Here is a 20,716-nt window from a genome sequence, read left to right as displayed (position 1 = left end):
CCGTCAGCGGGTCATTCCCTGGCCACCTATGGGCAGCTTTTCATGGCCGCTTACACACGTCGTCTCCGACGCCCGATCGGAGCTGATCGCCCCGCTGCTCCAGACCGCACGGGCCGGCAGGGTCGACCCTTCTCGGATGTCCGCACGATGGTCGAAGCGATCATCTGCCAGTGCAGGTGCGGGACTCCGTGGCGGGATCTGCCCGAGGTCAACGGGCCCTGAGAGGCCGCGTGGATCTGACATCGACGCAGGGTGCGGGCACTGGTCTGTCCGGGGGCTGACTCGAGAACTTTTGTTCGTACCCTGTCTGTCATGGCCACCCCTCTCCTGGAGCTCGCCGCGAGTCGAGGCGTCTGCTTCCCGCTGCGAGCCCGCCGGCTGACCCTCACCCCGTTCCGGGGTCTCGATGCACCCGCCGTGTGGAGCTTCTGCCGTCGTGAGCAGGTGTGGTCGTGGACCTCCGGCCGCCCGGAGAGTGAGAACGCGCTGCGCGAGTCCTACCTCGGGGCGGGGGACCGTCTCACCGTGCGGGCCGGAGACGTCATCGTCGGTGTCGGGAAGGTCGCGGTGCAGGACGCGTGGAGTCAGGGCGGCCCGCGGGAGGAAGCCCGGGACGCCCAGGCCGAGCTCGGCTGGACGATCGATCCGCGCCAGGCCGGGCAGGGCTATGGCACCGAGCTTGCGCGAGCCCTGCTGGGCTTCGCGTTCGACGATCTGGGTGTGCGGCGCGTGGAGGCTCATGCCTTCGCGGACAACGCTCCGAGCCTGCGCATCATGGAGAAGGTGGGGATGCGTCACGAGGGCACGTTCAAGGAGGAGTCTCTGCATCTCACGCGCGGCTGGGTGGATGGCGCCACCTACGCGATGCTCGCCTCGGAGTTCCATTCGCCCCTTACGCAGGAGTGATCCCGGCGGCCACGACCGCATGATCTGCCGCTCCACCGCCGAGGGCCGTGTGCCAGCAGGGGGCTGTGAGCCGGGTGGGGAATGAGCGTGAGTGGCGGTGGCGCATCGGTGTGGCACCTCCCCTGGTGGGTTCGGCTGGTGTGTTCGCGGGGCTGCGGCAGGATCTGGGACTGGGGTGGGGTTTGACGCTGGTGGCCGTCACGGCCCTCGGGGCGATGCTCGCCTTGCGAGGGGTGCATCACCGGGTCGAGGCGGAGCAGGCTCGCCGCAACGTGTTTGACGCCGGAGCCGGCTCCACCGCGTGGGTGATGCTGCTGATGGGGGCCGCGGTCATTCCGGGGCTGGTGCTGAACGCGATCGACGACGCCGGCGTCCGGGCGGTCGTGGCCGGTCTGCTCGGCGCGGTGCTCGCTGCCGCCGCCCACGGCATCCTCGCGGCGACGACGACGTTCGAGGAGCAGCCTCGGCCCGAGCCGGTCCCTCTGGACCGGCACGGGCGCTGACGTCGGGGTCATGGCCCCCCGCTCCTGAACACTGTTCAATGAACACTGTTAGAGTCCCTCGAGTCAGACCCACCCGGGGCCGAGCCCCGCCCACCGGAGAGGCCCGCATGACCGCCACCCAGGACTCCCCCGCCGTCGACCCCCGCCCCGCCGCCGCCCTCGACCCCGAGGCCCTCGTGGACCGCATCGAGGCGGGCCACGTGCTTACCGCTGAGGAGGCCGTCGCTGTGCTGGACGCCCCGGACGCGGACACGTTCCGCATCGTCGCGGCGGCCTCGCGCCTGCGCGAGAAGCACTTCGGCCGCACCGTCAAGGTCAACTACCTGGTCAGCCTCAAGACCGGCCTCTGCCCGGAGAACTGCACCTACTGCTCCCAGCGGCTCGGCACCGAGGCCGAGATCCTGCGCTACACGTGGCTCAAGCCGGAGGAGGCCGTCCGCCAGGCGGGTCTGGGCATCGCCGGCGGCGCCTCGCGCGTGTGCATGGTCGCCTCGGGCACCGGCCCCACGGACCGCGACGTCGACCGCGTGGCCGGCATGGTCGGCGACCTCAAGGCCCAGCACCCGGACGTCGAGGTGTGCGCGTGTCTCGGCTTCCTCAAGGACGGCCAGGCCGAGAAGCTCAAGGACGCCGGCGTCGACGCCTACAACCACAACCTCAACACGGCCGAGTCCCACTACGAGTCCATCTGCACCTCCCACACCTACGAGCAGCGCGTGGACACCGTGCAGCGCGCCGGCGCCGCCGGCCTGTCCTCCTGCAGCGGCCTGATCGCGGGCATGGGGGAGACGCACGAGCAGCTCGTCGAGGCCGTCCTCGCGCTCCGCGACCTGGACTCCGACTCCATCCCCGTCAACTTCCTCATGCCCTTCGACGGCACCCCGCTGCAGGGCCACCAGCAGCTCACCCCGCTCGAGTGCCTCCGCATCCTCGCCATGGTCCGCCTGGCGTGCCCGGACAAGGAGCTGCGCATCGCCGGCGGCCGCGAGATGCACCTGCGCTCCCTGCAGTCGGTCGGCCTGCAGGTGGCCAACTCGATCTTCCTCGGCGACTACCTCACCTCCGAGGGCCAGGACGCCGAGGCGGATCTGCAGATGATCGCCGACGCCGGCTTCACCGTGCTCGGCGCCGAGGAGCGTGCGCGGCGGGCCACGGCCGACGACGGCGCCCCGGCCGGCGGCTGCTGCGCCGGCACGGACGACGCCGGCTCGTGCGGCTCCGGTGCGGCCGTCGCCTCGGAGGCCGGGGCCGCGGAGGACGCCCGACCCGACACGGGCGCCGAGGGCGCCGTGAAGCCCGGGCTGCGCCGTCGGGGCGCGGGCACGGCCGAGCCCGCCAACGCCTGAACGCACCGTGACCGCCCCCGCTGAAGCCGGCCTCCTCGACCGCGACGCCGCCCACCTCTGGCACCCCTACGGGGCCGCCGGCGCCCGCCAGCTCTACGCCGTGCGCGGTGCCCGGGGCGTCCACCTCGACCTCGAGGGGCCGGGCGGGGAGCGTCACCGCGCCATCGACGCGATGGCGTCCTGGTGGTCCGTGGTGCACGGGCACGGGCACCCCGCGCTCGTCGAGGCCCTGACCCGGCAGGCCGCGGCCTTCCCGCACGTCATGTTCGGCGGGCTCACGCACGCGCCCGCCGTCGACCTGGCGGAACGGCTCGTCGCGCACACCCCCGCCGCGCTCGAGCACGTGTTCCTCGCCGACTCCGGCTCGGTCTCGGTGGAGGTTGCGCTCAAGCTCGCCCTCCAGTACCAGGCGACGCGCGGCCGGCCCAGCCGCCGCCGATTCCTCACGGTCCGCGGCGGCTACCACGGGGACACCGCCGCGCCCATGGGCGTGTGCGATCCCGTGGACGGCATGCACGCGGCCTTCACCTCGCTCGTGGCTCGGCATCTGTTCCTGCCCCGCCCGCCGGCGGCACGCTGGGTGCCCGAGGGCGTCGCCGCGGCACCCATGGCACCCGACGCCGCTCCGGCCGGCCACTGGGAGGCCGACGACGCCCCCCTCGCCGCGTGGGAGGACGAGGCCCGCGCCTTCACCGCCGCGCATGCGGACGAGATCGCCGGCGTGATCCTCGAACCCGTGCTCCAGGGGGCGGGGGGCATGCGCGTCTACGACCCGCGCTGCCTCACCGTGCTGCGCGAGCTGTGCGACGAGCACGGGCTCCTGCTCATCGCCGACGAGATCGCCACCGGCTTCGGCCGCACCGGCCGCTGGCTCGCGTGCGAAGGGGCCGGCGTCGCCCCGGACGTGCTGTGCCTCGGCAAGGCGCTCACCGGCGGCACCATGACGGGCGCGGCCATGCTGTGCACCGCCGAGGTCGCCGAGACGGTCTCCCGGCGGGAACGGGGCATGCCCGGGGCTCTCCTGCACGGGCCCACGTTCATGGGCAACCCGCTGATGTGCGCGGTCGCCTCCGCGTCCCTCGACCTGCTCACCGACCCGCGCGACGGCTGGGCCGCCCAGGTGCCCCGCGTCGAGGCCGGGCTGCGCGCCGGGCTGGCGGCGGCCGCCGACCTGCCCGCCGTCACCGACGTGCGGGTCCTGGGTGCGGTAGGCGTCGTGGAGCTGGACCGGACCGTGGACGTCGAGCCCGTCACTCGGGCCGCCGTCGCCCGCGGTGCATGGGTGCGCCCCTTCCGGCGGCTGGTGTACGTGATGCCGCCCTACGTGAGCACCGACGACGACGTCGCCACGATCTGCGCGGCCGTCACCGGGGCCGTCGAGGAGGTCTGCGCATGAACACCGCCGAGGCCGGCGCGGCCACGAGCACGCCCGCCGACCCCTGGTCCTCGTGGCTGGGCTCTCGGGCCGCCGTCCGCGCGCGCCGCGGCCTGGAGCGCCGCGCCGACCCGCCGGAGCCGGGCGCGCCGTCGTCGAGCGTCGTGGACCTGGCCGCCAACGACTACCTGGGCCTGGCCGTCCACCCGGACGTGCGGGCCGCCGCCGCGCGCATCGCCACCGAGGGGCCGGTCGGGGCGCGGGCCTCCCGCGTCGTCACGGGGACGCATCCCGCGCACGCCGACCTCGAGTCCGCCGCCGCCGCGCTGGCCGACGCGGATGCCGCCCTCGCCTTCTCCTCCGGCTACACCGCGAACCTCGGTGTCCTCGGCGCCCTGGCCGGGCCGGGCACCGCCTTCCTCCTGGACGAGCACGCCCACGCGAGCCTGCGCGACGGCGCCGCCCTCGCCGTCACCGCCCGCTCAGGGGCGTTCGCCCCCCTGGCGGGCGCGTCGGTCACCACGGTGGAGCACAACAGGGTGCCCGCCTTCCGGGCCGCCCTCGACCGGCTGCGCACCGAAGGGCGGGCGCGACGGATCGTGCTGGTGGTCGAGTCCCTGTACTCCGTGCTGGGGGACGAGGCCGACCTGCCCGCCCTGGCCGCCCTGGCCGCCGAACACGGCGCCCTGCTCGTGGTGGACGAGGCCCACTCGCTCGGCGTGGTCCCCGGCGGCAGCCGCACGGGCGCCCTGGGACTGTGGGCGGGGCAGGCGCCCGTCGTGGTCACCGCCACCTGCTCGAAGGCCCTCGGCGGCCAGGGCGGTCTGGCCCTGTTCGGCGGGCCCGACGCGCGGTCCTGGCGCGACCACGTGCTCAACACCGCCCGCACCTTCGTCTTCGACACGGCCCTGGCCCCCGTGCTCGCCGCCTCCGCGGCGGCCGCCTGCCGGATCGCCGCCACGGGGGAGCCCGCGGCACGGCTCGCGCGGGCCCGGGAGACGGCCGTGGACGTCTTCACCCGCCGGCCCGAGCTGGCCGGGCACGTGGAGGTCGGGGCGGGCGCCGTCCACTCGATCCGCATGCCCGGACCGGAGCAGGCCGTCGCCGCGGCCGCGGAGCTGCGCGCGCACGGCGTCCTCGTGGGATGCTTCCGCCCGCCCAGCGTGCCCGACGGCATCGCCCGCCTCCGCGTGAGCGTGACCACCGCCGTCCCCGAGCCCCGGCTGCGGGCGGCGCTGGAGGCGGTGGCGAGCGTGGCCGCCCGGGCGTGGGGCGCGTCCACGGGCTGCCCGTTCGCCCACGGCGACCCACGGCCGGAGGCCGTGCGCGGCGACCACCTGCGGATCTCCGATCCCGCCGACCTGCGGCGCGTGCTCACCGACCCCGGGACGTTCGCCTCGGACAACGCCCTCACGGCGGTCGTCCCGCTGAGCGGCCCGGCCCGCCGCATCCTGGCCGCCGCCCGCTTCCGGCTGCCGCCCGTGCTCGCCTCCGCCGGCGGGGAGGAGCACCGGGCGGTGCGTCGCGTCGTGGCACCGTTCTTCTCCCCGGCGAAGGTGCGCGAAGCCCGCGGCCGGATCCTCGCGACCACCCGGATGGCCCTCACGGCCGCCCTCGCGGACACCGGCCGCGCAGGCGGGGCCGTGGACCTGGCGACCACCGTGGCGGCAGCGGTCCCGGCGCGCGTGATGTCCGCCCTGACCGGCGTGCCCAACCCGCCCGAGGCGCAGCTGCACCGCTGGAGCGCCGACTCCCTCGAACTGTTCTGGGGCTGGCCGGACGAGGACCGCCAGCTGCGGCTCGCCCGCTCCGCCGCCGACTTCCACCGGTGGCTGCGCGGGGCCGTCGTCGAGGCGCGCGGGGACGACGCACAGCCCGGCAACCTGTTCGCGGCGCTGCACGAGGCCGGCGTCGACGACGAGCGGATCGTCTCCCTCGGCTACTTCCTGGTGATCGCCGGGCAGGAGACCACCCGGCTGCTCATCTCCACCGCGCTCACCCGCGCCCTGGCCGACCCCGCCCGCTGGGCCGCGCTCGGCGCCGGGGCGGACGGGGGCGCCGGAGCCGATGCGGCGGAGGCGGCCGCGGCCGAGCTCGTGGCCGAGTGCCTCCGGACGAGCTCCTCGGTGCCCACCTGGCGGCGCCTCGCCACGGCGGACGTCCGCGTCGGCGAGCACGAGGTCCGCGCCGGCGACGAGCTCCTGCTGCACCTCAGCGGCGAACAGCACGACGACGCCCGGCTCGCCTTCGGCTTCGGCCTGCATCGCTGCCTCGGGGCCGGGCTCGCGGAGCTCGAGACCGCCCTCGTGGTCCGCGAGGTCGCCCGCCTGCTGCCGGACGCCCGGCTCACCGGGCCGCCGGCGACGTGGCTGCGCCTGCTCTCCTTCCAGGCGCCGCAGCACGTGCTCGTGACGCCCGGACCGTGGCACGGCGGCGAGGACATCCGAATCGAGCAGAGTGGAGTGGACACATGCGCATCGAGGTCGTGACCGGCACGGACACGGACGTCGGCAAGACGTGGGGCACCGCCGCGCTCGCGGCCCGTGCCCTGGTGGCCGGGCTCCGCGTGCACGTGGACAAGCCGGTGCAGACGGGCGTCGCACCGGGGGAGGCCGGCGACGTCGAGACCGTCCGGGACCTGGTGGCCGCGGCCGCCGCATCCGGCGCGCTCGACGCCGCCGCTCCGGCCCGCCTGACCGTGTCCGAGGGGGCGCGGGTCGGCCCCGCGATGGCCCCCGTGGACGCGGTCGCCCACGCGGGGGAGGGGACGCCCCCTCTGCCGCCTCTGGGTGAGCAGCTGGGCCGGTGGCGTGGCCTCGCCGCGGGCGTCGACCACCTGCTCATCGAGGGCGCCGGCGGGATCACCGTGGCGTGGACCGAGGCCGACGAGGGGCCTGTGGACGCCGTGCGCGCGCTGCGGGCGGCCGGGCTCGACGCGGGGTTGACGGTCGTGGCGCGCCCCGGGCTGGGCACGCAGAACCACGCGCGCCTCACGGTGGAGCACGCCGCCGCCCGTGGCGTGGCGCCGGAGCGGATCCTCGTCAGCGGCGTGGCCGCGGACCCAGACCCCGTCGAGCGGGCCAACCTCGTGTTCCTGGCCCGCCTGGCCGGCGCCCACGGGGCGGTGCTGGAGACGGTGCCGCGGGGCACCCCGCCGCGCGTCATGTCGGCGCGCTGACCGCCGTCGTCGGGAGCGTGCTCAGCGAACGGCGCGGATCCGCCGCACCACGCACACCACGATCACCGCGAGACCGGTGAGCGCACTGACGGCCACGAGGGCGAGGCCGCCCACGATGCCGACGTCCATCGCGGTGCTCTTGCCGAGCAGGTCCATGAGCACCGGGGTCGTGGCGCCGGAGTCCGGGTGGTCGCCGCCGTCGGGGAAGATGATCGCGGCCAGCGCGAAGGACCCCCAGGAGACGCCCAGCAGCGTGTGCAGCAGGCGCCCCAGCCGGATGCCGCCCCGCTGCTCATCCTGCGGGTTCACGCGGGGCAGGAGGAACAGGCTTCCCACCAGGACCATGAGGACGAGTTCGTGGGGCAGGGCGCCGAAGACCATGTAGATGACCGTCATCCAGCCGTTCGCGCCGAAGTTGGAGCGCAGGGCGAGCGCGATCAAGGGCAGGGCGAGGAGGGCCAGCGCCCACGGCAGCACGGCCCAGGGACGCCACGTGCCCACGCTCGGACCCTTGCGGGTGGGGGTCGGGGAGGGGAAGTCCGAGTGCTGGGTGTGGGGCGCTGCGGTGCTCATGGCGTCAGCGTAGCCAGAGGGTGGCATCCGTCACGCTGGTAGGATTCGGGGGTACGGCCTCCGTGCGCACCGCAAGGGGGCGTTTTCCATGTACGGGCCGGTCCGGGACGACCCGCCGCCCTGAGGAGAGATGCAGATGCCAGCGATCGCGATCGTCGGAGCCCAGTGGGGCGACGAGGGCAAGGGCAAGGCCACCGACCTGCTGGGCGGGCGAGTGGACTACGTCGTCAAGCCGAACGGCGGCAACAACGCCGGGCACACCGTCGTCGTCAACGGGGAGAAGTTCGAGCTCAAGCTGCTGCCCGCCGGCATCCTCTCGCCCAACGCGGTGCCGGTGATCGGCAACGGCGTGGTGGTGAACCTGGAGGCGCTGTTCGAGGAGATCGACGGGCTCGAGTCCCGCGGCCACTCGTGCGAGCACCTGAAGATCTCCGCCAACGCCCACCTCGTGGCGCCGTACCACCAGACCATGGACAAGGTGACCGAGCGGTTCCTGGGCAAGCGTGCGATCGGCACCACCGGCCGCGGCATCGGCCCCACCTACATGGACAAGGTGGCCCGCCTGGGCATCCGCGTGCAGGACATCTTCGACGAGTCGATCCTGCGCCAGAAGATCGAGGGCGCCCTGCGGCAGAAGAACGAGCTGCTGGTGAAGCTCTACAACCGCCGCGCCGTCACCGTGGACGAGATCGCCGAGTACTTCCTGGGCTACGCGGACCGCCTGCGCCCCATGGTCGTGGACTCCGTGAACCTGCTCAACGACGCCCTGGACGAGGGCAAGGTGGTGCTCATGGAGGGCGGCCAGGCCACCTACCTGGACGTGGACCACGGCACCTACCCGTTCGTGACCTCGTCCAACCCGACCGCCGGCGGCGCGGCCGTGGGCGCGGGCATCGGCCCCACCCGCTTCTCCCGCACCATCGGCATCGTGAAGGCCTACACCACGCGCGTCGGCGCCGGCCCGTTCCCCACGGAGCTCTTCGACGAGATGGGCGAGCAGCTGCGCACCACCGGCGGCGAGTTCGGCGTGAACACCGGCCGCCCGCGGCGCACCGGCTGGTACGACGCCGTCATGGCCCACTACGCCGCGCGGATCAACGGCTTCACGGACTACTTCCTCACCAAGCTGGACGTGCTCACCGGCATCGAGAAGATCCCGGTGTGCGTGGCCTACGAGGTGGACGGCGTGCGCCACGACCGCATGCCCATGACCCAGACCGAGTTCCATCACGCGAAGCCGGTGTACGAGCACTTCGACGGGTGGACCGAGGACATCTCCGGTGCCCGCGCGTTCACCAACCTGCCGCTGAACGCCCAGCGCTACGTGGAGGCCCTCGAGAAGCTCTCCGGGTGCCGGATCTCCGCGATCGGCGTGGGCCCGGGCCGCGACCAGGTGGTCCAGGTCCGGGACCTCATCGAGGACTGACCCGGCCCGCCGCCCCGGCCCGGCCCGCCCTGGCCTGCACTTTCGAACGTGAAAGAGGGCGAATGGGCGCTTTCGAACGTGAGATAGGCCCTATCTCACGTTCGAAAGCGCCCGGGGGTCCGCCGGGTCAGTCGGCCAGGCGACCCGTGGTCGGGAAGCGCTCCCACACGCGGTGCGCGGGCAGGAGCTCCGTCAGCCGGCTGACGGCGGAGGCGCCGTCCGCCGCGGACTCGACGCCCTTGCCGGACACCTGGGCGGCCGCGAGGACGGCCTCCGCCGACTCGAGGGCGAGGATCGCCTTCGAGTGGCGCCACATCTCCTGCAGCACCTTGACGACGCGCGGGTCCACCGCCTCGGAGTCGGCGGCGCCGGCCTTCTCATCCAGGCCGGGGGCGGCGTCAGCGGCGGGGGCCGCCGGCGAGGCCACGACCACGGCATCCAGCTCGATGGACGCGGCGGTCAGGTAGGTCCGCTGGGCCACGATCTCCCCGGCCACGGGGCCGCCCTTCGGCGCGATGACCAGCGGGACCATGCCCGCACCGTGGATGCCCTGCACGAGGGCGTCCAGCTCCTTCTCGTCCACGGACTCGCCCACCACGACGCCGACCTGACGGCCGTCGAGCGGCCACGCCCCGCCGATCTGGGACAGCACGGGGGAGGGCTGCACGTCGGCCGGGGTCTCGGTCGGCGGGGGGACGGGGATGCCCAGGCCGTCCGCGACCTGCTGGGCCAGTCGCGTGTCGATCGCGGCGAGGTGGGCCAGCTGGCGCTCGCGGATGGTCTGCTCGTAGCACTTGCCCAGCTCGAACGTGTACGCCTGCGCCACGTGCTCGCGCTCCACCTCGGAGAGGGAGAGGAAGAACAGGCGCGCCTGCGAGAAGTGGTCGTCGAAGGACGCGGCGTGCGCGCGCTCCTTCACCGAGGCCGGCAGCGGCTCCGGGTGCTCGATGAACGCGTGGTCGTCCGCGGGGGTCTCGTACGGCAGGCCGCCGTCGAGCGAGTTGGGCCGGTACGGCGCCACGCCGCGATGCACGGCGCTCTGGTGGAAGCCGTCACGCAGCATGTCGTTGACCGGGGCGTGCGGGCGGTTGATGGGCAGCTGGTTCCAGTTCGGCCCGCCGAGGCGGGTGAGCTGCGTGTCCAGGTAGGAGAAGAGGCGGCCCTGCAGCAGCGGGTCGTTGGTGACGTCGATGCCGGGCACGAGGTTGGCCGGGTTGAAGGCCACCTGCTCCGTCTCCGCGAAGTAGTTGGACGGGTTGGCGTTCAGCGTCATGCGGCCGAGGGGCTGCACGGGGGCGAGCTCCTCCGGGACCAGCTTCGTGGGGTCGAGCAGGTCGATGCCCTCGAACATCTGCTCCTCGTTGTCCTCGAACACCTGCACGCCGAGCTCCCACTCGGGGAAGGCGCCGGCCTCGATGGCGTCGGCGAGGTCACGCCGGTGGAAGTCCGGGTCCATGCCGTTGGTGAGCAGCGCCTCCTCCCAGGTCACGGAGTGCACGCCGAGCATCGGCTTCCAGTGGAACTTGACCAGCACGGTGGAGCCGTCCGCCGCGATCAGGCGGTAGGTATGGACGCCGAAGCCCTCCATCATGCGGTAGGAGCGCGGGATGCCGCGGTCGGACATGTTCCACAGGGTGTGGTGCTGGGCCTCGGTGTGCAGGGACACGAAGTCCCAGAACGTGTCGTGCGCGGACTGCGCCTGCGGGATCTCGCGGTCCGGGTGCGGCTTCACCGAGTGCACCACGTCCGGGAACTTGATGGCGTCCTGCACGAAGAACACGGGGATGTTGTTGCCCACCAGGTCCCACGTGCCCTCGTCCGTGTAGAACTTGGTGGCGAAGCCGCGGGTGTCGCGGGCCAGGTCCATGGAGCCGCGGGAGCCGGCCACGGTGGAGAAGCGGACGAACACCTCCGTCTCCTTGTCCTTGGCGAAGAGTCCGGCCCGGCTGATCTTCGCGGCGGTGCCGTAGCCGCGGAACACGCCGTGGGCGCCGGCGCCGCGGGCGTGGACCACGCGCTCGGGGATGCGCTCGTGGTCGAAGTGGCTGAGCTTCTCCCGCAGGTGGTGGTCCTGCAGCAGGGTGGGGCCGCGGCGGCCGGCCTTGAGCGAGTGGTCCGAGTCCTGCAGGCGCACACCGTGCGCGGTGGTCAGGTACGGGCAGCCCTGCGCGGCGGTCGCGGGGTCGGCGCCGGTGTCCTGGCCGGTGGGGGAGACCTGTGCCGGACCGCGCTGGTCCGGGGCCGGGACGGCCACGGGCTGGTCCGGGTGGGTGAGGGCGGTGTGCTCCTCGAGGTCGGGGGTGATCGGCCCCGGCGTGCCGGGGATGTCGGGCTGCTGGGTGGTCATCGCGTCTGCTCCTGTGGTGTCGACGTGCCGCGCGGTGCCGCGCGGATCGGGGGCGGAGGACGACGGCGGCCGATGCGGGCCGACGTCGTGCCCGGTCCCCAGCGTGGCGGCTGGCCCCAGCGCTGACCAGGGCTGACGGCCACCGGCAGGGGCCTGGCTACCCTGGGGGCATGAGGATCAGCGTCGGACAGTTCGGGCCCGTGGGCGACGTCGAGGAGAACCTGGCCGTGATGGCCCGCCTCGCCGCCCGCGCCGCGGGCGAGGGGGCGGAGCTCCTGGTGCTGCCCGAGGAGGCCATGCTCGGGGCCCGCGAGGTGGGGGAGGAGTTCCCCGACGCCGTCGCCGCGGCCTGGGAGCCGTTCGCCGCGGGCCTGGCGGCGCTGGCGCGTGAGCACGGGATCGCCGTCGTCGCGGGCGGCTACGAGCCGGGACCGGACCGGCGTCCCTACAACACGCTGCTGGCGGTGGGCGCGGACGGCGCCCGGCTGGGCGCGTACCGCAAGCTCCACCTCTACGACGCGTTCGCGCACCGCGAGTCGGACCGGATCACCCCCGGCGACGGCGGCGTCGCGGCGATCGAGCTCGGCGGGCTCCGCCTGGGCCTGCTCACCTGCTACGACCTGCGCTTCCCCGAGCTGTCCCGGCGTCTGGCGGTGGAGGGCGCGGACGTGCTCGTGATCCCCGCGGCGTGGTTCTCCGGCGAGCACAAGGTGGACCACTGGCGCACCCTGCTCAAGGCCCGCGCGGTGGAGAACACGGTGTGGGTGGCCGCGGCCGACACGTGCTCGGACGGCACCGTGGGCCACTCGATGATCGTGGACCCGCTGGCGCTGCCCGTCGCCGAGCTCGCCGACGAGCGGGAGGCCGTGGTGACCGCGGAGGTCACCCGCGAGCGGATCGACGAGGTCCGGGAGTTCCTCCCCTCGCTCGCCAACCGCCGCACCGACGTCCTCTGAGCCGCCCCCCGCCCGGCGGACGGGTCACCATTACCCCCTCGGGCTGGGAAAAGCCTAAAATCACGTCAGACGTGCAACCAGACGGGCGCCCCGGCGCTCGGAACGCGCCCCGCCCGGGGCGGGACGGGAGATCAGAGATGACCATCAACGCCGACGGCAGCCACGCCGTCCAGCCCCACGCCGCGAACGCCCACACCGCCCCGGCCCGCCCCGTGCGCCACGCCGTGGTGGAGGAGGAGGTGCTCGAGCCGCTGGGCCCGGTGGAGGGCTGGGGCTTCACCAACCGCGTCATCCTCGTCTCGGTGCTCGTCGTGATCATCGGCAACGTCGTGCGCGTGCTCACCGGCGACCTGGGTGATCCGAACGGCTCCGTGGCGCTGGGCGAGACCGGCCACGGCTGGGTCGTGCTGGTGCAGTCGTTCATGTTCGGCCTGGTGGGCGGCGCCCTGGCGGGCGCGGCCGGCTACCTGGTCGTGCTGCTGATGGGCGGGGCCGCCCGCTCCGTCGTGCGCTACGTGGTCGGTGGCGTGGTCGGCGGCTTCCTCGGTGCCGTGGGCCTGTTCGCGGTGTTCTCCAACACCGTCCTCTACGGGGCGGGCCTGCACCTGTTCTGGATGCTGCCGGTGGCGGGCCTGCTCGGCGGCCTCTGGGCAGGCGTCGTCTCCTCCCGCCGCTGATCCCCGCAACCGGCGCCTCGGGCGCCGGCCGCAGAGAAAGGCCCCGGTTCCGGCTCTCGCCGGGCCCGGGGCCTTCTCCGTCATCACTCGCACCTTCGATGAGGTGGCTTCAGCCTACGAACGCGTCTTGGGCTTTCCAGGGGAGGCGGCTGGGCGTTCCCTGGGAGTGTCGGCCGCCCCGAGCAGGTGCGCCAGCTCGTCGGTGGCGGCGACGAGGGCCGCCCCGCACCGGACCGCCAGCTCGTCCGTGCAGCGGTAGGCCGGCACGAGCGTGCTGAGCGCACCGACCACCGTGCCCGCCACGCTGATGGGGGCGGACAGCGAGGTGACATCCTTCTCCACGGAGCGGGTGCGCAGCGTGTAGTCCCCCGCGGCCACGCGGCCGCGCAGGGCGTCACCCGCGGCCGTGCCCGCCAGGGGGACGGTGCGTCCGACCCAGTTCGTGTGGCGGACCGAATGCGTGCCCTCCACGATCGCCAGGTAGACGGCGGAGTCCGGAGGGGTCGCCACCGAGAGGTAGACGGATTCCCCCGTGGCGGCCACGACGTGGTCCATCGGCCCGCGGGCCAGCTGCACGAGCGAGTCCCGGGAGAAGGCCCGCGCCCCGAGCTGGATGAGGCGCACGCCGGGGCGGTAGGCACCGTCGTCGTCGCGGGCCACGAAGCCGGATCCCTCGAGGCTGCGCAGCAGGCGCAGCGCCGTGGACGCCGGCAGCTCCGTGGCGCGGGCGGCCTCGGTCAGGCTCAGCCGGGGCTGCTCGGTGACGGCGGCGAGCAGGTCCAGGGCCCGGTCCACGGTGCGCGTCGAGGCGGTGGGGGTGGTGGTCATGACAGGGAGCGTAACGGGTGCGGGACACGCGGATCGGGCTTGCGCGTGAGCCGAGTCACTGTTTCAATGTTCGGAAAGTGCATGCCGAGCCGTGAAATCACCGGGGCCACCCGTCCCGGCGGCGCACGCACCCCGTCGAGAGGAACTGCCATGGCCGTGGGCTTCACCCAGCACGACCCGTCCCGCACCATCCGCGCCCCGCGCGGCACCGAGCTGTCCGCCAAGTCCTGGCAGACCGAGGCCCCGCTGCGGATGCTCATGAACAACCTGGACCCCGAGGTCGCCGAGCGTCCCGAGGACCTCGTCGTCTACGGCGGCACCGGCCGCGCGGCCCGCTCCTGGGAGGCCTACGACGCCATCGTCGCCACGCTCAAGGACCTCGAGGAGGACGAGACCCTCCTGGTGCAGTCCGGCAAGCCGGTCGGCGTCGTCAAGACCAACGTGTGGGCTCCCCGCGTGCTGATCGCCAACTCCAACCTGGTGGGCGACTGGGCCGACTGGAAGACCTTCCGCGAGCTCGAGGCCGAGGGCCTGATGATGTACGGCCAGATGACCGCCGGCTCGTGGATCTACATCGCCACCCAGGGCATCCTGCAGGGCACCTACGAGACCTTCGCCGCGATCGGCCGCAAGCGCTACGACGGCTCCCTCCAGGGCACCCTGACCCTCACCGGCGGCTGCGGCGGCATGGGCGGCGCCCAGCCCCTGGCCGTCACCCTCAACGGCGGCGTCTGCCTGATCGTGGACGTCTCGGAGGACCGCCTGCGCCGCCGCATGGGCAAGCGCTACCTGGACGAGGTGGAGACGGACATCGACAAGGCCGTCGAGCGCGTCATGCAGGCCAAGCGCGACGGCGAGGCCGTCTCCGTGGGCCTCGTGGGCAACGCCGCCGAGGTGTTCCCCGAGCTGCTCGAGCGCCAGAAGGCCGGCACCGTCGAGATCGACATCGTCACCGACCAGACCTCCGCGCACGACCCGCTGTCCTACCTGCCGATCGAGATCGACGAGAAGGACTGGCACGCCGAGGCCGAGGCCGACCCGGACACCTTCACCAAGAAGGCCCAGGAGTCCATGGCCCGCCAGGTCGAGGCCATGGTCGGCTTCCAGGACATCGGCGCCGAGGTGTTCGACTACGGCAACTCCATCCGCGACGAGGCCCGCAAGGCCGGCTACTCCCGCGCGTTCGAGTTCCCGGGCTTCGTCCCGGCCTACATCCGCCCGCTGTTCTGCGAGGGCCTCGGCCCGTTCCGCTGGGCCGCGCTCTCCGGCGACCCGGAGGACATCCGCGTGACCGACGAGGCCCTGAAGGAGCTGTTCCCCGAGAACGAGCACCTGCACCGCTGGCTCGACGGCGCCGCCGAGTTCGTGGAGTTCGAGGGCCTGCCGGCCCGCATCTGCTGGCTGGGCTACGGCGAGCGCCACAAGGCCGGCCTGCTCTTCAACCAGCTCGTGGCCGAGGGCAAGGTCAAGGCGCCGATCGTGATCGGCCGCGACCACCTCGACTCCGGCTCCGTGGCCTCCCCGTACCGCGAGACCGAGTCCATGCTGGACGGCTCCGACGCGATCGCCGACTGGCCGCTGCTCAACGCGCTGACCGCCACCTCCTCCGGCGCCACCTGGGTGTCGATCCACCACGGCGGCGGCGTCGGCATCGGCCGCTCCATCCACGCCGGCCAGGTCGGCCTGGCCGACGGCACCGAGCTGGCCGCGGCCAAGCTCACCGCCCTGCTGACGAACGACCCCGCCATGGGCGTCTTCCGTCACGTCGACTCGGGCTACTCCCGGGCCGTCGAGGTCGCCGCCGAGCGCGGCGTCCGTGTGCCCATGGAGGCCACGATCCGGGACTGACCCCCGGTCACGTCGTCGGACGGCGACGGTGCCGCCGCGCCGTCGCCGCCCGACGACTTCACCGCCGCGAGCCGGACGGGCGTCCGCCCGTCCGGCTCGCGATCGAAAGGACACCACGATGGACTCGTCCCGCCCCGCAGACCACGAGCTGCACACCGACACCACCGCGATGGCCGCGATCGAGGCCGACGCGCCCCGCCCGCCGGCGCGCTGGCGCATGATCGTCTACTCGGCGATCGGCATCGTCATGTTCTTCGTGCCCGTCACGATCAACGGGGCGAGCTCCATCCCGCTGGACCACCTGGTGACCTGGGTGCGCGGGCTGCTCGGCCCGGCCGACCGCTGGGTGGGCCTGGCCATCATCGCCGCCGGCGCCGTGTACCCGTTCGCCTCGGGCCGCTGGCGGACCAGCACCACGCGGACGGTCTTCGCGTTCCTCGCCGTGCTCGGCCTGGTCGCCTCGGCGATGGTCGTGTTCGGCGTGGGCCCGAGCTGGATCCTGGACAAGAGCATCGGCCCGTTCCTGATGGACAAGCTCGTGGTGCCCGTGGGCCTGATCGTGCCCATCGGCGGCGTCTTCCTGGCCCTCGTGATCGGCTACGGCCTCATGGAGTTCGTGGGCGTCTACCTGCGCCCGGCCATGCGGCCGATCTGGCGCGTGCCCGGCCGCGCCGCCGTCGACGCCGTGGCCTCCTTCGTGGGCTCCTACGCCCTGGGCCTGCTGCTCACGAACCGCATGTACACCGGCGGCCGCTACACGGCCCGCGAGGCGGCGATCATCGCCGCCGGGTTCTCCACGGTGTCCGCGACCTTCATGGTGATCGTCGCCAAGACGCTGGACCTGATGGACATCTGGCTCTGGTACTTCTTCGGCACCCTCCTGGTGACGTTCGCGGTCACGGCCATCACCGTGCGCATCCCGCCGCTGAGCCGCATCCCGGACGAGGTGTACCCCGGCGCGGTGCACTCGCCCGAGCAGGCCGTCACCCGGGACCGCTTCCGCGTGGCCCGTCGCGCCGCCGAGCAGACCCTCGCCGAGGCCCCGTCCCTGCCGAAGAACATCTGGGTCAACTTCCGGGACGGCCTCGTGATGGTGCTCCAGATCCTGCCCTCCATCATGTCCGTGGGCCTGATCGCCCTGGTCCTGGCCACCTACACGCCCGTGTTCGAGTGGATCGGCGTGATCTTCTACCCGCTGTTCTGGGCGTTCGGCTACTCCGACCCCGGCCTGCTGGCCTCGGCCTCCGCCACCTCGATCGCCGAGATGTTCATCCCGGCCACGATGGCGGCCGGTCACGAGGACCTCGTCGCCCGGTTCGTGATCGGCGTCGTCTGCGTCTCCGCGATCATCTTCTTCTCCGCGGTGGTTCCTGCCATCCTGGCCACGGACATCCCCGTGAAGATGTGGCACCTCCTGGTGATCTGGGTCGAGCGCGTGGCGCTCACCATCGTGCTGGCCACGCCGCTGGCCCATCTGGTCGCGGCGCTCACCTGAGGCCCCGCCCCGCCGTCCCGTCCCGTCCGTCCCGCAGAGAGAGGCCCCCATGCGCTCCACGCTCATCACCGACATCGCCGAGCTGACCACCGTCGACCCCGAGGGGCGGGTGCTCACGGACGCGGCCGTCGTCGTCGAGGACGAGCGCATCGCCTGGATCGGCGCCGCCGCGGACGCCCCGGACGCGGACGACCGGGTGTCCGTGGGGGGCCGCGCCGTGCTGCCGGGCTGGGTGGACTCCCACACGCATCTCGTGTTCGACGGGGACCGCTCCGCCGAGTTCGAGGCCCGCATGGCCGGGGAGTCCTACGCGGCCGGCGGCATCGGCGTGACCACCTCCGCCACCCGTGCCGCCTCGGACGACCGCCTGGCCGAATTGGTCCGCGGCCGGGTGGCCGACGCGGTGGCCGGCGGCACCACCTACCTCGAGACCAAGACCGGCTACGGGCTCACCGTGGACGAGGAGGCCCGCCACGCGCGCCTGCTGGCCGGGCTGCGCGAGGAGGGCCTCGTGGACGAGGTGACCTTCCTCGGCGCCCACCTCGTGCCCCCGGGCCGGGACGCGGAGGACTACCTCGACGACGTCGTCGGGCCGATGCTCGAGGCCGTGCGGGAGCACGCGGGCTGGGTGGACGTGTTCTGCGACACCGGCGCCTTCGACGCCGAGCAGACCCGCCGCGTGCTCGCCGCGGGCGTGGCGGCGGGACTGGGCGTGCGCCTGCACGGCAACCAGATCGAGCAGGGCCCGGGCGTGGGCGTGGCCGTGGAGTTCGGCGCCGCCTCCGTGGACCACGTCAACCACCTCTCCGACGCGGACGTCGAGGCCCTCGCCGGCACCTGGACCGGCTGGGACCGCGCCTCGGCCACCGGCACGCCCGGCACCGTGGCCGGCTGCCTGCCCGCGTGCGACCTGTCCACCCGCGCCCCGCTGGCGCCCGCGCGTCGCCTGCTCGACGCCGGCATCGAGGTCTCCCTGGCCTCGAACTGCAACCCGGGCACCAGCTACACGACGTCCATGAACTTCAACGTGGGCACCGCCGTGCTGCAGATGCACCTGACCCTCGCCGAGGCCGTGCGCGCCGCCACCCTCGGCGGGGCCATCGGCCTGCGGGCGCAGGACCGCGTCGGCAGCCTCGAGGTCGGCAAGCGCGCCGACCTGCACGTGCTCGACGCCCCCGCCGCCATCCACCTGGCCTACCGCCCCGGCATGCCGCTGACCCATGCGGTCTGGCGCGCGGGCCGCCGGGCCGTCTGATCGACCGACAGCAAGGAGAACGCATCACCATGACCACCCCTCCCGTCACCGTCACGCTCGGCACGTCCGGGGCCACCCTGGACGACGTCGTCGCCGTGGCCCGCCACGACGCCCGCGTGGTGCTCGCCGACGACGTGCTCGAGACCGTCGGCGCGGTGCGCCGCCACGTCGAGGCGCTGGCCGAGGCCGAGACCCCCACCTACGGCGTGTCCACCGGCTTCGGCGCGCTCGCGGACAAGCACATCCCGCTCGAGTCCCGCGCGCAGCTGCAGAAGTCGCTGATCCGCTCCCACGCCGCCGGCATGGGCCCCGTGGTGGAGCGCGAGGTCGTCCGCGCGCTGATGTTCCTGCGGGCCACCACGCTGGCCTCCGGCCGCACGGGCGTGCGCCCCGTGGTGGTCGAGACCTTCGTGGCCATGCTCAACGCGGGCATCACCCCCGCCGTGCGCGAGTTCGGCTCCCTGGGCTGCTCCGGTGACCTCGCACCGCTCTCCCACGTGGCCCTGGCGCTGATGGGCGAGGGCGACGTCGTCGGGACGGACGGCGCGCTGCGTCCGGCCCGCGAGGCGCTCGCCGAGGCCGGGATCGAGCCGGTCGAGCTGCGGGAGAAGGAGGGCCTGGCCCTCGTCAACGGCACCGAGGGCATGCTCGGCATTCTGATCATGGCGCTGGCCGACCTCGAGGAGCTCGCCGACACCGTGGACCTCACCGCCGCGATGTCCGTGGAGGCGCTGCTCGGCACCGACCGCGTGTTCGTGCCGGAGCTGCACCTGCCGCTGCGCCCCCACCCGGGCCAGGCGACCTCCGCCGACCGGATGCTGAAGATCCTGGCGGGCTCGCCGATCGTGGCCAGCCACAAGGAGGGCGACTCCCGCGTGCAGGACGCCTACTCGCTGCGCTGCGCCCCGCAGGTGGCCGGCGGCCTGCGCGACACCCTCGCGTACGTGCGCACCGTGGCCGAGCGCGAGCTCGCCGCCACCGTGGACAACCCGGTGGTGCTCGACGACGGCCGGGTGAGCTCGAACGGCAACTTCCACGGGGCGCCCGTGGCGTACGTGCTGGACTTCCTGGCCATCCCGGTGGCCGACGTCGCCAGCATGTCCGAGCGCCGCACCGACCGCATGCTGGACCCGGCCCGCTCGCACGGGCTGCCCGCGTTCCTCGTGGACGACCCGGGCGTGGACTCCGGCATGATGATCGCCCAGTACACGCAGGCCGGGCTCGTCTCGGACATGAAGCGCCTGGCCGTGCCCGCGTCTGTGGACTCCATCCCGTCCTCCGCGATGCAGGAGGACCACGTCTCCATGGGCTGGCACGCCGCCCGCAAGCTGCGCTCGGCCGTGGAGAACTTCCGCCGCGTGCTCGCCGTCGAGCTCGTGGCCGCCGCCCGCGCGATCGAGCTGCGCGCCCCGCTGCAGCCCTCCGCCGCGACCGGTGCCGCCGTCCGCGTGATCCGCGAGGCCGGCGTCCCCGGCCCCGGCCCGGACCAGTACATGGCCCCGCAGCTGGCCGCCGCCGAGCAGGCCCTGCGCGACGGGTCCGTGCTGGCCGCCGTGGCGGAGGCGCTCGCGGGCGCGTCCGTCGACGCCGAGCCGCAGGACCTGGCCGAGGAGTCCGAGGGCGCCGAGGCCGAGGGGCACTGACGCCACAGCGTGGTCCGACGCCGCAGAGTGGTCACGACACGCCGCGTGCGTCTGCGCGAGACGGCGTGTCGTGACCACTCTGTGTGCGGAGGGGGCGGCCTGCGGGTCGGGCCGGTCGGCTCCGGCTCAGGTGAGGAGCGCCGTCGTCGTCCTGTGCCTGCTGACGATCGTATGGATCAGGCGGGAGACAATCCGGGCAACGTCATGTGGTTGGTGTCGTGGGGTGAAGCCGGAACGGCGCGATCAGTCCGACTGCAGCACGACACCAGCTAGGGCATGTCTGACAATCGTTTTGACCATGCGAGCACAGCATTCAGGACCACAGCGGCCCTGTAGATGATCGCGTACTTGTCATACCGG

16 protein-coding genes and 1 pseudogene are annotated in these 20,716 nt (G+C 73.5%); 14 read left to right on the top strand and 3 right to left on the bottom strand.

Annotated elements, in window-relative coordinates:
• Positions 1 to 28 precede the first annotated feature (28 nt).
• From NR073_RS10575 to bioD, 7 genes and pseudogenes are all read left to right on the top strand, one after another.
• Positions 29 to 219 (top strand): annotated as a pseudogene (locus tag NR073_RS10575) (transposase); the annotation flags it as partial.
• Between the two features lie 93 nt (positions 220 to 312).
• Positions 313 to 906 (top strand): GNAT family N-acetyltransferase, encoded by a 594-nt coding sequence (locus NR073_RS10570; protein WP_220478918.1) that lies wholly within the window; start codon positions 313 to 315, stop codon positions 904 to 906.
• 140 nt (positions 907 to 1,046) lie between these two features.
• Positions 1,047 to 1,409 carry a hypothetical protein gene (locus NR073_RS10565; RefSeq protein ID WP_241246464.1) on the top strand — a complete coding sequence of 121 codons (363 nt, stop codon included), beginning with the start codon at positions 1,047 to 1,049 and terminating at the stop codon, positions 1,407 to 1,409.
• A gap of 107 nt (positions 1,410 to 1,516) precedes the next feature.
• Positions 1,517 to 2,755: a biotin synthase BioB gene (bioB, locus tag NR073_RS10560; RefSeq protein WP_141843460.1), complete on the top strand. Its 1,239-nt coding sequence runs from the start codon at positions 1,517 to 1,519 to the stop codon at positions 2,753 to 2,755.
• A 7-nt stretch (positions 2,756 to 2,762) separates the two neighbouring features.
• Positions 2,763 to 4,151, top strand: a complete 1,389-nt coding sequence (gene bioA / locus NR073_RS10555) for an adenosylmethionine--8-amino-7-oxononanoate transaminase (RefSeq protein WP_141843462.1) — start codon at positions 2,763 to 2,765, stop codon at positions 4,149 to 4,151.
• On the top strand, positions 4,148 to 6,619 hold the full coding sequence (locus NR073_RS10550) for an aminotransferase class I/II-fold pyridoxal phosphate-dependent enzyme (protein ID WP_231862047.1): 2,472 nt from the start codon (positions 4,148 to 4,150) through the stop codon (positions 6,617 to 6,619). Before bioA ends, NR073_RS10550 begins: the two co-directional genes overlap by 4 nt.
• The gene (gene bioD, locus NR073_RS10545; protein WP_098093797.1) at positions 6,601 to 7,308 is read left to right on the top strand and encodes an ATP-dependent dethiobiotin synthetase BioD; all 708 of its coding nucleotides are present in this window, start codon (positions 6,601 to 6,603) and stop codon (positions 7,306 to 7,308) included. Before NR073_RS10550 ends, bioD begins: the two co-directional genes overlap by 19 nt.
• 21 nt (positions 7,309 to 7,329) lie before the next feature.
• Here the strand turns inward: bioD and NR073_RS10540 are convergent, their stop codons facing one another.
• Positions 7,330 to 7,881 carry a hypothetical protein gene (locus tag NR073_RS10540; protein ID WP_044658656.1) on the bottom strand — a complete coding sequence of 184 codons (552 nt, stop codon included), beginning with the start codon at positions 7,879 to 7,881 and terminating at the stop codon, positions 7,330 to 7,332.
• 136 nt (positions 7,882 to 8,017) lie between these two features.
• Between NR073_RS10540 and NR073_RS10535 the strand changes: the two genes are divergently transcribed.
• Positions 8,018 to 9,307, top strand: a complete 1,290-nt coding sequence (locus tag NR073_RS10535) for an adenylosuccinate synthase (protein ID WP_256748815.1) — start codon at positions 8,018 to 8,020, stop codon at positions 9,305 to 9,307.
• Positions 9,308 to 9,434: 127 nt separating this feature from the next.
• Here the strand turns inward: NR073_RS10535 and NR073_RS10530 are convergent, their stop codons facing one another.
• Positions 9,435 to 11,654, bottom strand: a complete 2,220-nt coding sequence (locus NR073_RS10530; RefSeq protein WP_256748814.1) for a catalase — start codon at positions 11,652 to 11,654, stop codon at positions 9,435 to 9,437.
• Positions 11,655 to 11,824: 170 nt separating this feature from the next.
• On the opposite strand from NR073_RS10530, the gene NR073_RS10525 reads away from it, so the two are divergent.
• Positions 11,825 to 12,610, top strand: a complete 786-nt coding sequence (locus NR073_RS10525; protein ID WP_256748813.1) for a carbon-nitrogen hydrolase family protein — start codon at positions 11,825 to 11,827, stop codon at positions 12,608 to 12,610.
• A 137-nt stretch (positions 12,611 to 12,747) separates the two neighbouring features.
• Positions 12,748 to 13,287: a hypothetical protein gene (locus NR073_RS10520; protein ID WP_036315779.1), complete on the top strand. Its 540-nt coding sequence runs from the start codon at positions 12,748 to 12,750 to the stop codon at positions 13,285 to 13,287.
• Positions 13,288 to 13,401: 114 nt separating this feature from the next.
• Here NR073_RS10520 and NR073_RS10515 read toward each other — a convergent pair whose 3' ends face one another.
• Positions 13,402 to 14,115 carry an IclR family transcriptional regulator gene (locus NR073_RS10515; protein ID WP_256748812.1) on the bottom strand — a complete coding sequence of 238 codons (714 nt, stop codon included), beginning with the start codon at positions 14,113 to 14,115 and terminating at the stop codon, positions 13,402 to 13,404.
• A 150-nt stretch (positions 14,116 to 14,265) separates the two neighbouring features.
• On the opposite strand from NR073_RS10515, the gene NR073_RS10510 reads away from it, so the two are divergent.
• From NR073_RS10510 to hutH, 4 genes are all read left to right on the top strand, one after another.
• Positions 14,266 to 15,963 (top strand): urocanate hydratase, encoded by a 1,698-nt coding sequence (locus tag NR073_RS10510; protein ID WP_115165489.1) that lies wholly within the window; start codon positions 14,266 to 14,268, stop codon positions 15,961 to 15,963.
• Positions 15,964 to 16,081: 118 nt separating this feature from the next.
• Positions 16,082 to 17,458 (top strand): YjiH family protein, encoded by a 1,377-nt coding sequence (locus NR073_RS10505; protein WP_256748811.1) that lies wholly within the window; start codon positions 16,082 to 16,084, stop codon positions 17,456 to 17,458.
• A 49-nt stretch (positions 17,459 to 17,507) separates the two neighbouring features.
• On the top strand, positions 17,508 to 18,713 hold the full coding sequence (gene hutI / locus NR073_RS10500) for an imidazolonepropionase (RefSeq protein ID WP_141843473.1): 1,206 nt from the start codon (positions 17,508 to 17,510) through the stop codon (positions 18,711 to 18,713).
• A gap of 29 nt (positions 18,714 to 18,742) precedes the next feature.
• Positions 18,743 to 20,356 carry a histidine ammonia-lyase gene (gene hutH, locus NR073_RS10495; RefSeq protein WP_141843475.1) on the top strand — a complete coding sequence of 538 codons (1,614 nt, stop codon included), beginning with the start codon at positions 18,743 to 18,745 and terminating at the stop codon, positions 20,354 to 20,356.
• The last annotated feature ends 360 nt before the right edge of the window (positions 20,357 to 20,716 follow it).

The sequence above is a fragment of the Micrococcus sp. Mcc28 genome (genome assembly GCF_024519775.1).
GTDB classification, from domain to species: domain Bacteria; phylum Actinomycetota; class Actinomycetes; order Actinomycetales; family Micrococcaceae; genus Micrococcus; species Micrococcus luteus.
This window is presented reverse-complemented; position numbering and strand designations above follow the sequence as displayed.

Bases quoted from the DNA above. Each gene is read 5' to 3' on its own strand.
- NR073_RS10510 (WP_115165489.1), top strand. From the start codon at position 14,266: ATGGCCGTGGGCTTCACCCAGCACGACCCGTCCCGCACCATCCGCGCC.
- NR073_RS10530 (WP_256748814.1), bottom strand. From the start codon at position 11,654: ATGACCACCCAGCAGCCCGACATCCCCGGCACGCCGGGGCCGATCACC.
- bioB (WP_141843460.1), top strand. From the start codon at position 1,517: ATGACCGCCACCCAGGACTCCCCCGCCGTCGACCCCCGCCCCGCCGCC.
- bioD (WP_098093797.1), top strand. From the start codon at position 6,601: ATGCGCATCGAGGTCGTGACCGGCACGGACACGGACGTCGGCAAGACG.
- hutI (WP_141843473.1), top strand. From the start codon at position 17,508: ATGCGCTCCACGCTCATCACCGACATCGCCGAGCTGACCACCGTCGAC.
- NR073_RS10570 (WP_220478918.1), top strand. From the start codon at position 313: ATGGCCACCCCTCTCCTGGAGCTCGCCGCGAGTCGAGGCGTCTGCTTC.
- NR073_RS10550 (WP_231862047.1), top strand. From the start codon at position 4,148: ATGAACACCGCCGAGGCCGGCGCGGCCACGAGCACGCCCGCCGACCCC.
- NR073_RS10540 (WP_044658656.1), bottom strand. From the start codon at position 7,881: ATGAGCACCGCAGCGCCCCACACCCAGCACTCGGACTTCCCCTCCCCG.
- NR073_RS10505 (WP_256748811.1), top strand. From the start codon at position 16,082: ATGGACTCGTCCCGCCCCGCAGACCACGAGCTGCACACCGACACCACC.
- NR073_RS10525 (WP_256748813.1), top strand. From the start codon at position 11,825: ATGAGGATCAGCGTCGGACAGTTCGGGCCCGTGGGCGACGTCGAGGAG.
- hutH (WP_141843475.1), top strand. From the start codon at position 18,743: ATGACCACCCCTCCCGTCACCGTCACGCTCGGCACGTCCGGGGCCACC.
- NR073_RS10515 (WP_256748812.1), bottom strand. From the start codon at position 14,115: ATGACCACCACCCCCACCGCCTCGACGCGCACCGTGGACCGGGCCCTG.
- NR073_RS10520 (WP_036315779.1), top strand. From the start codon at position 12,748: ATGACCATCAACGCCGACGGCAGCCACGCCGTCCAGCCCCACGCCGCG.
- NR073_RS10535 (WP_256748815.1), top strand. From the start codon at position 8,018: ATGCCAGCGATCGCGATCGTCGGAGCCCAGTGGGGCGACGAGGGCAAG.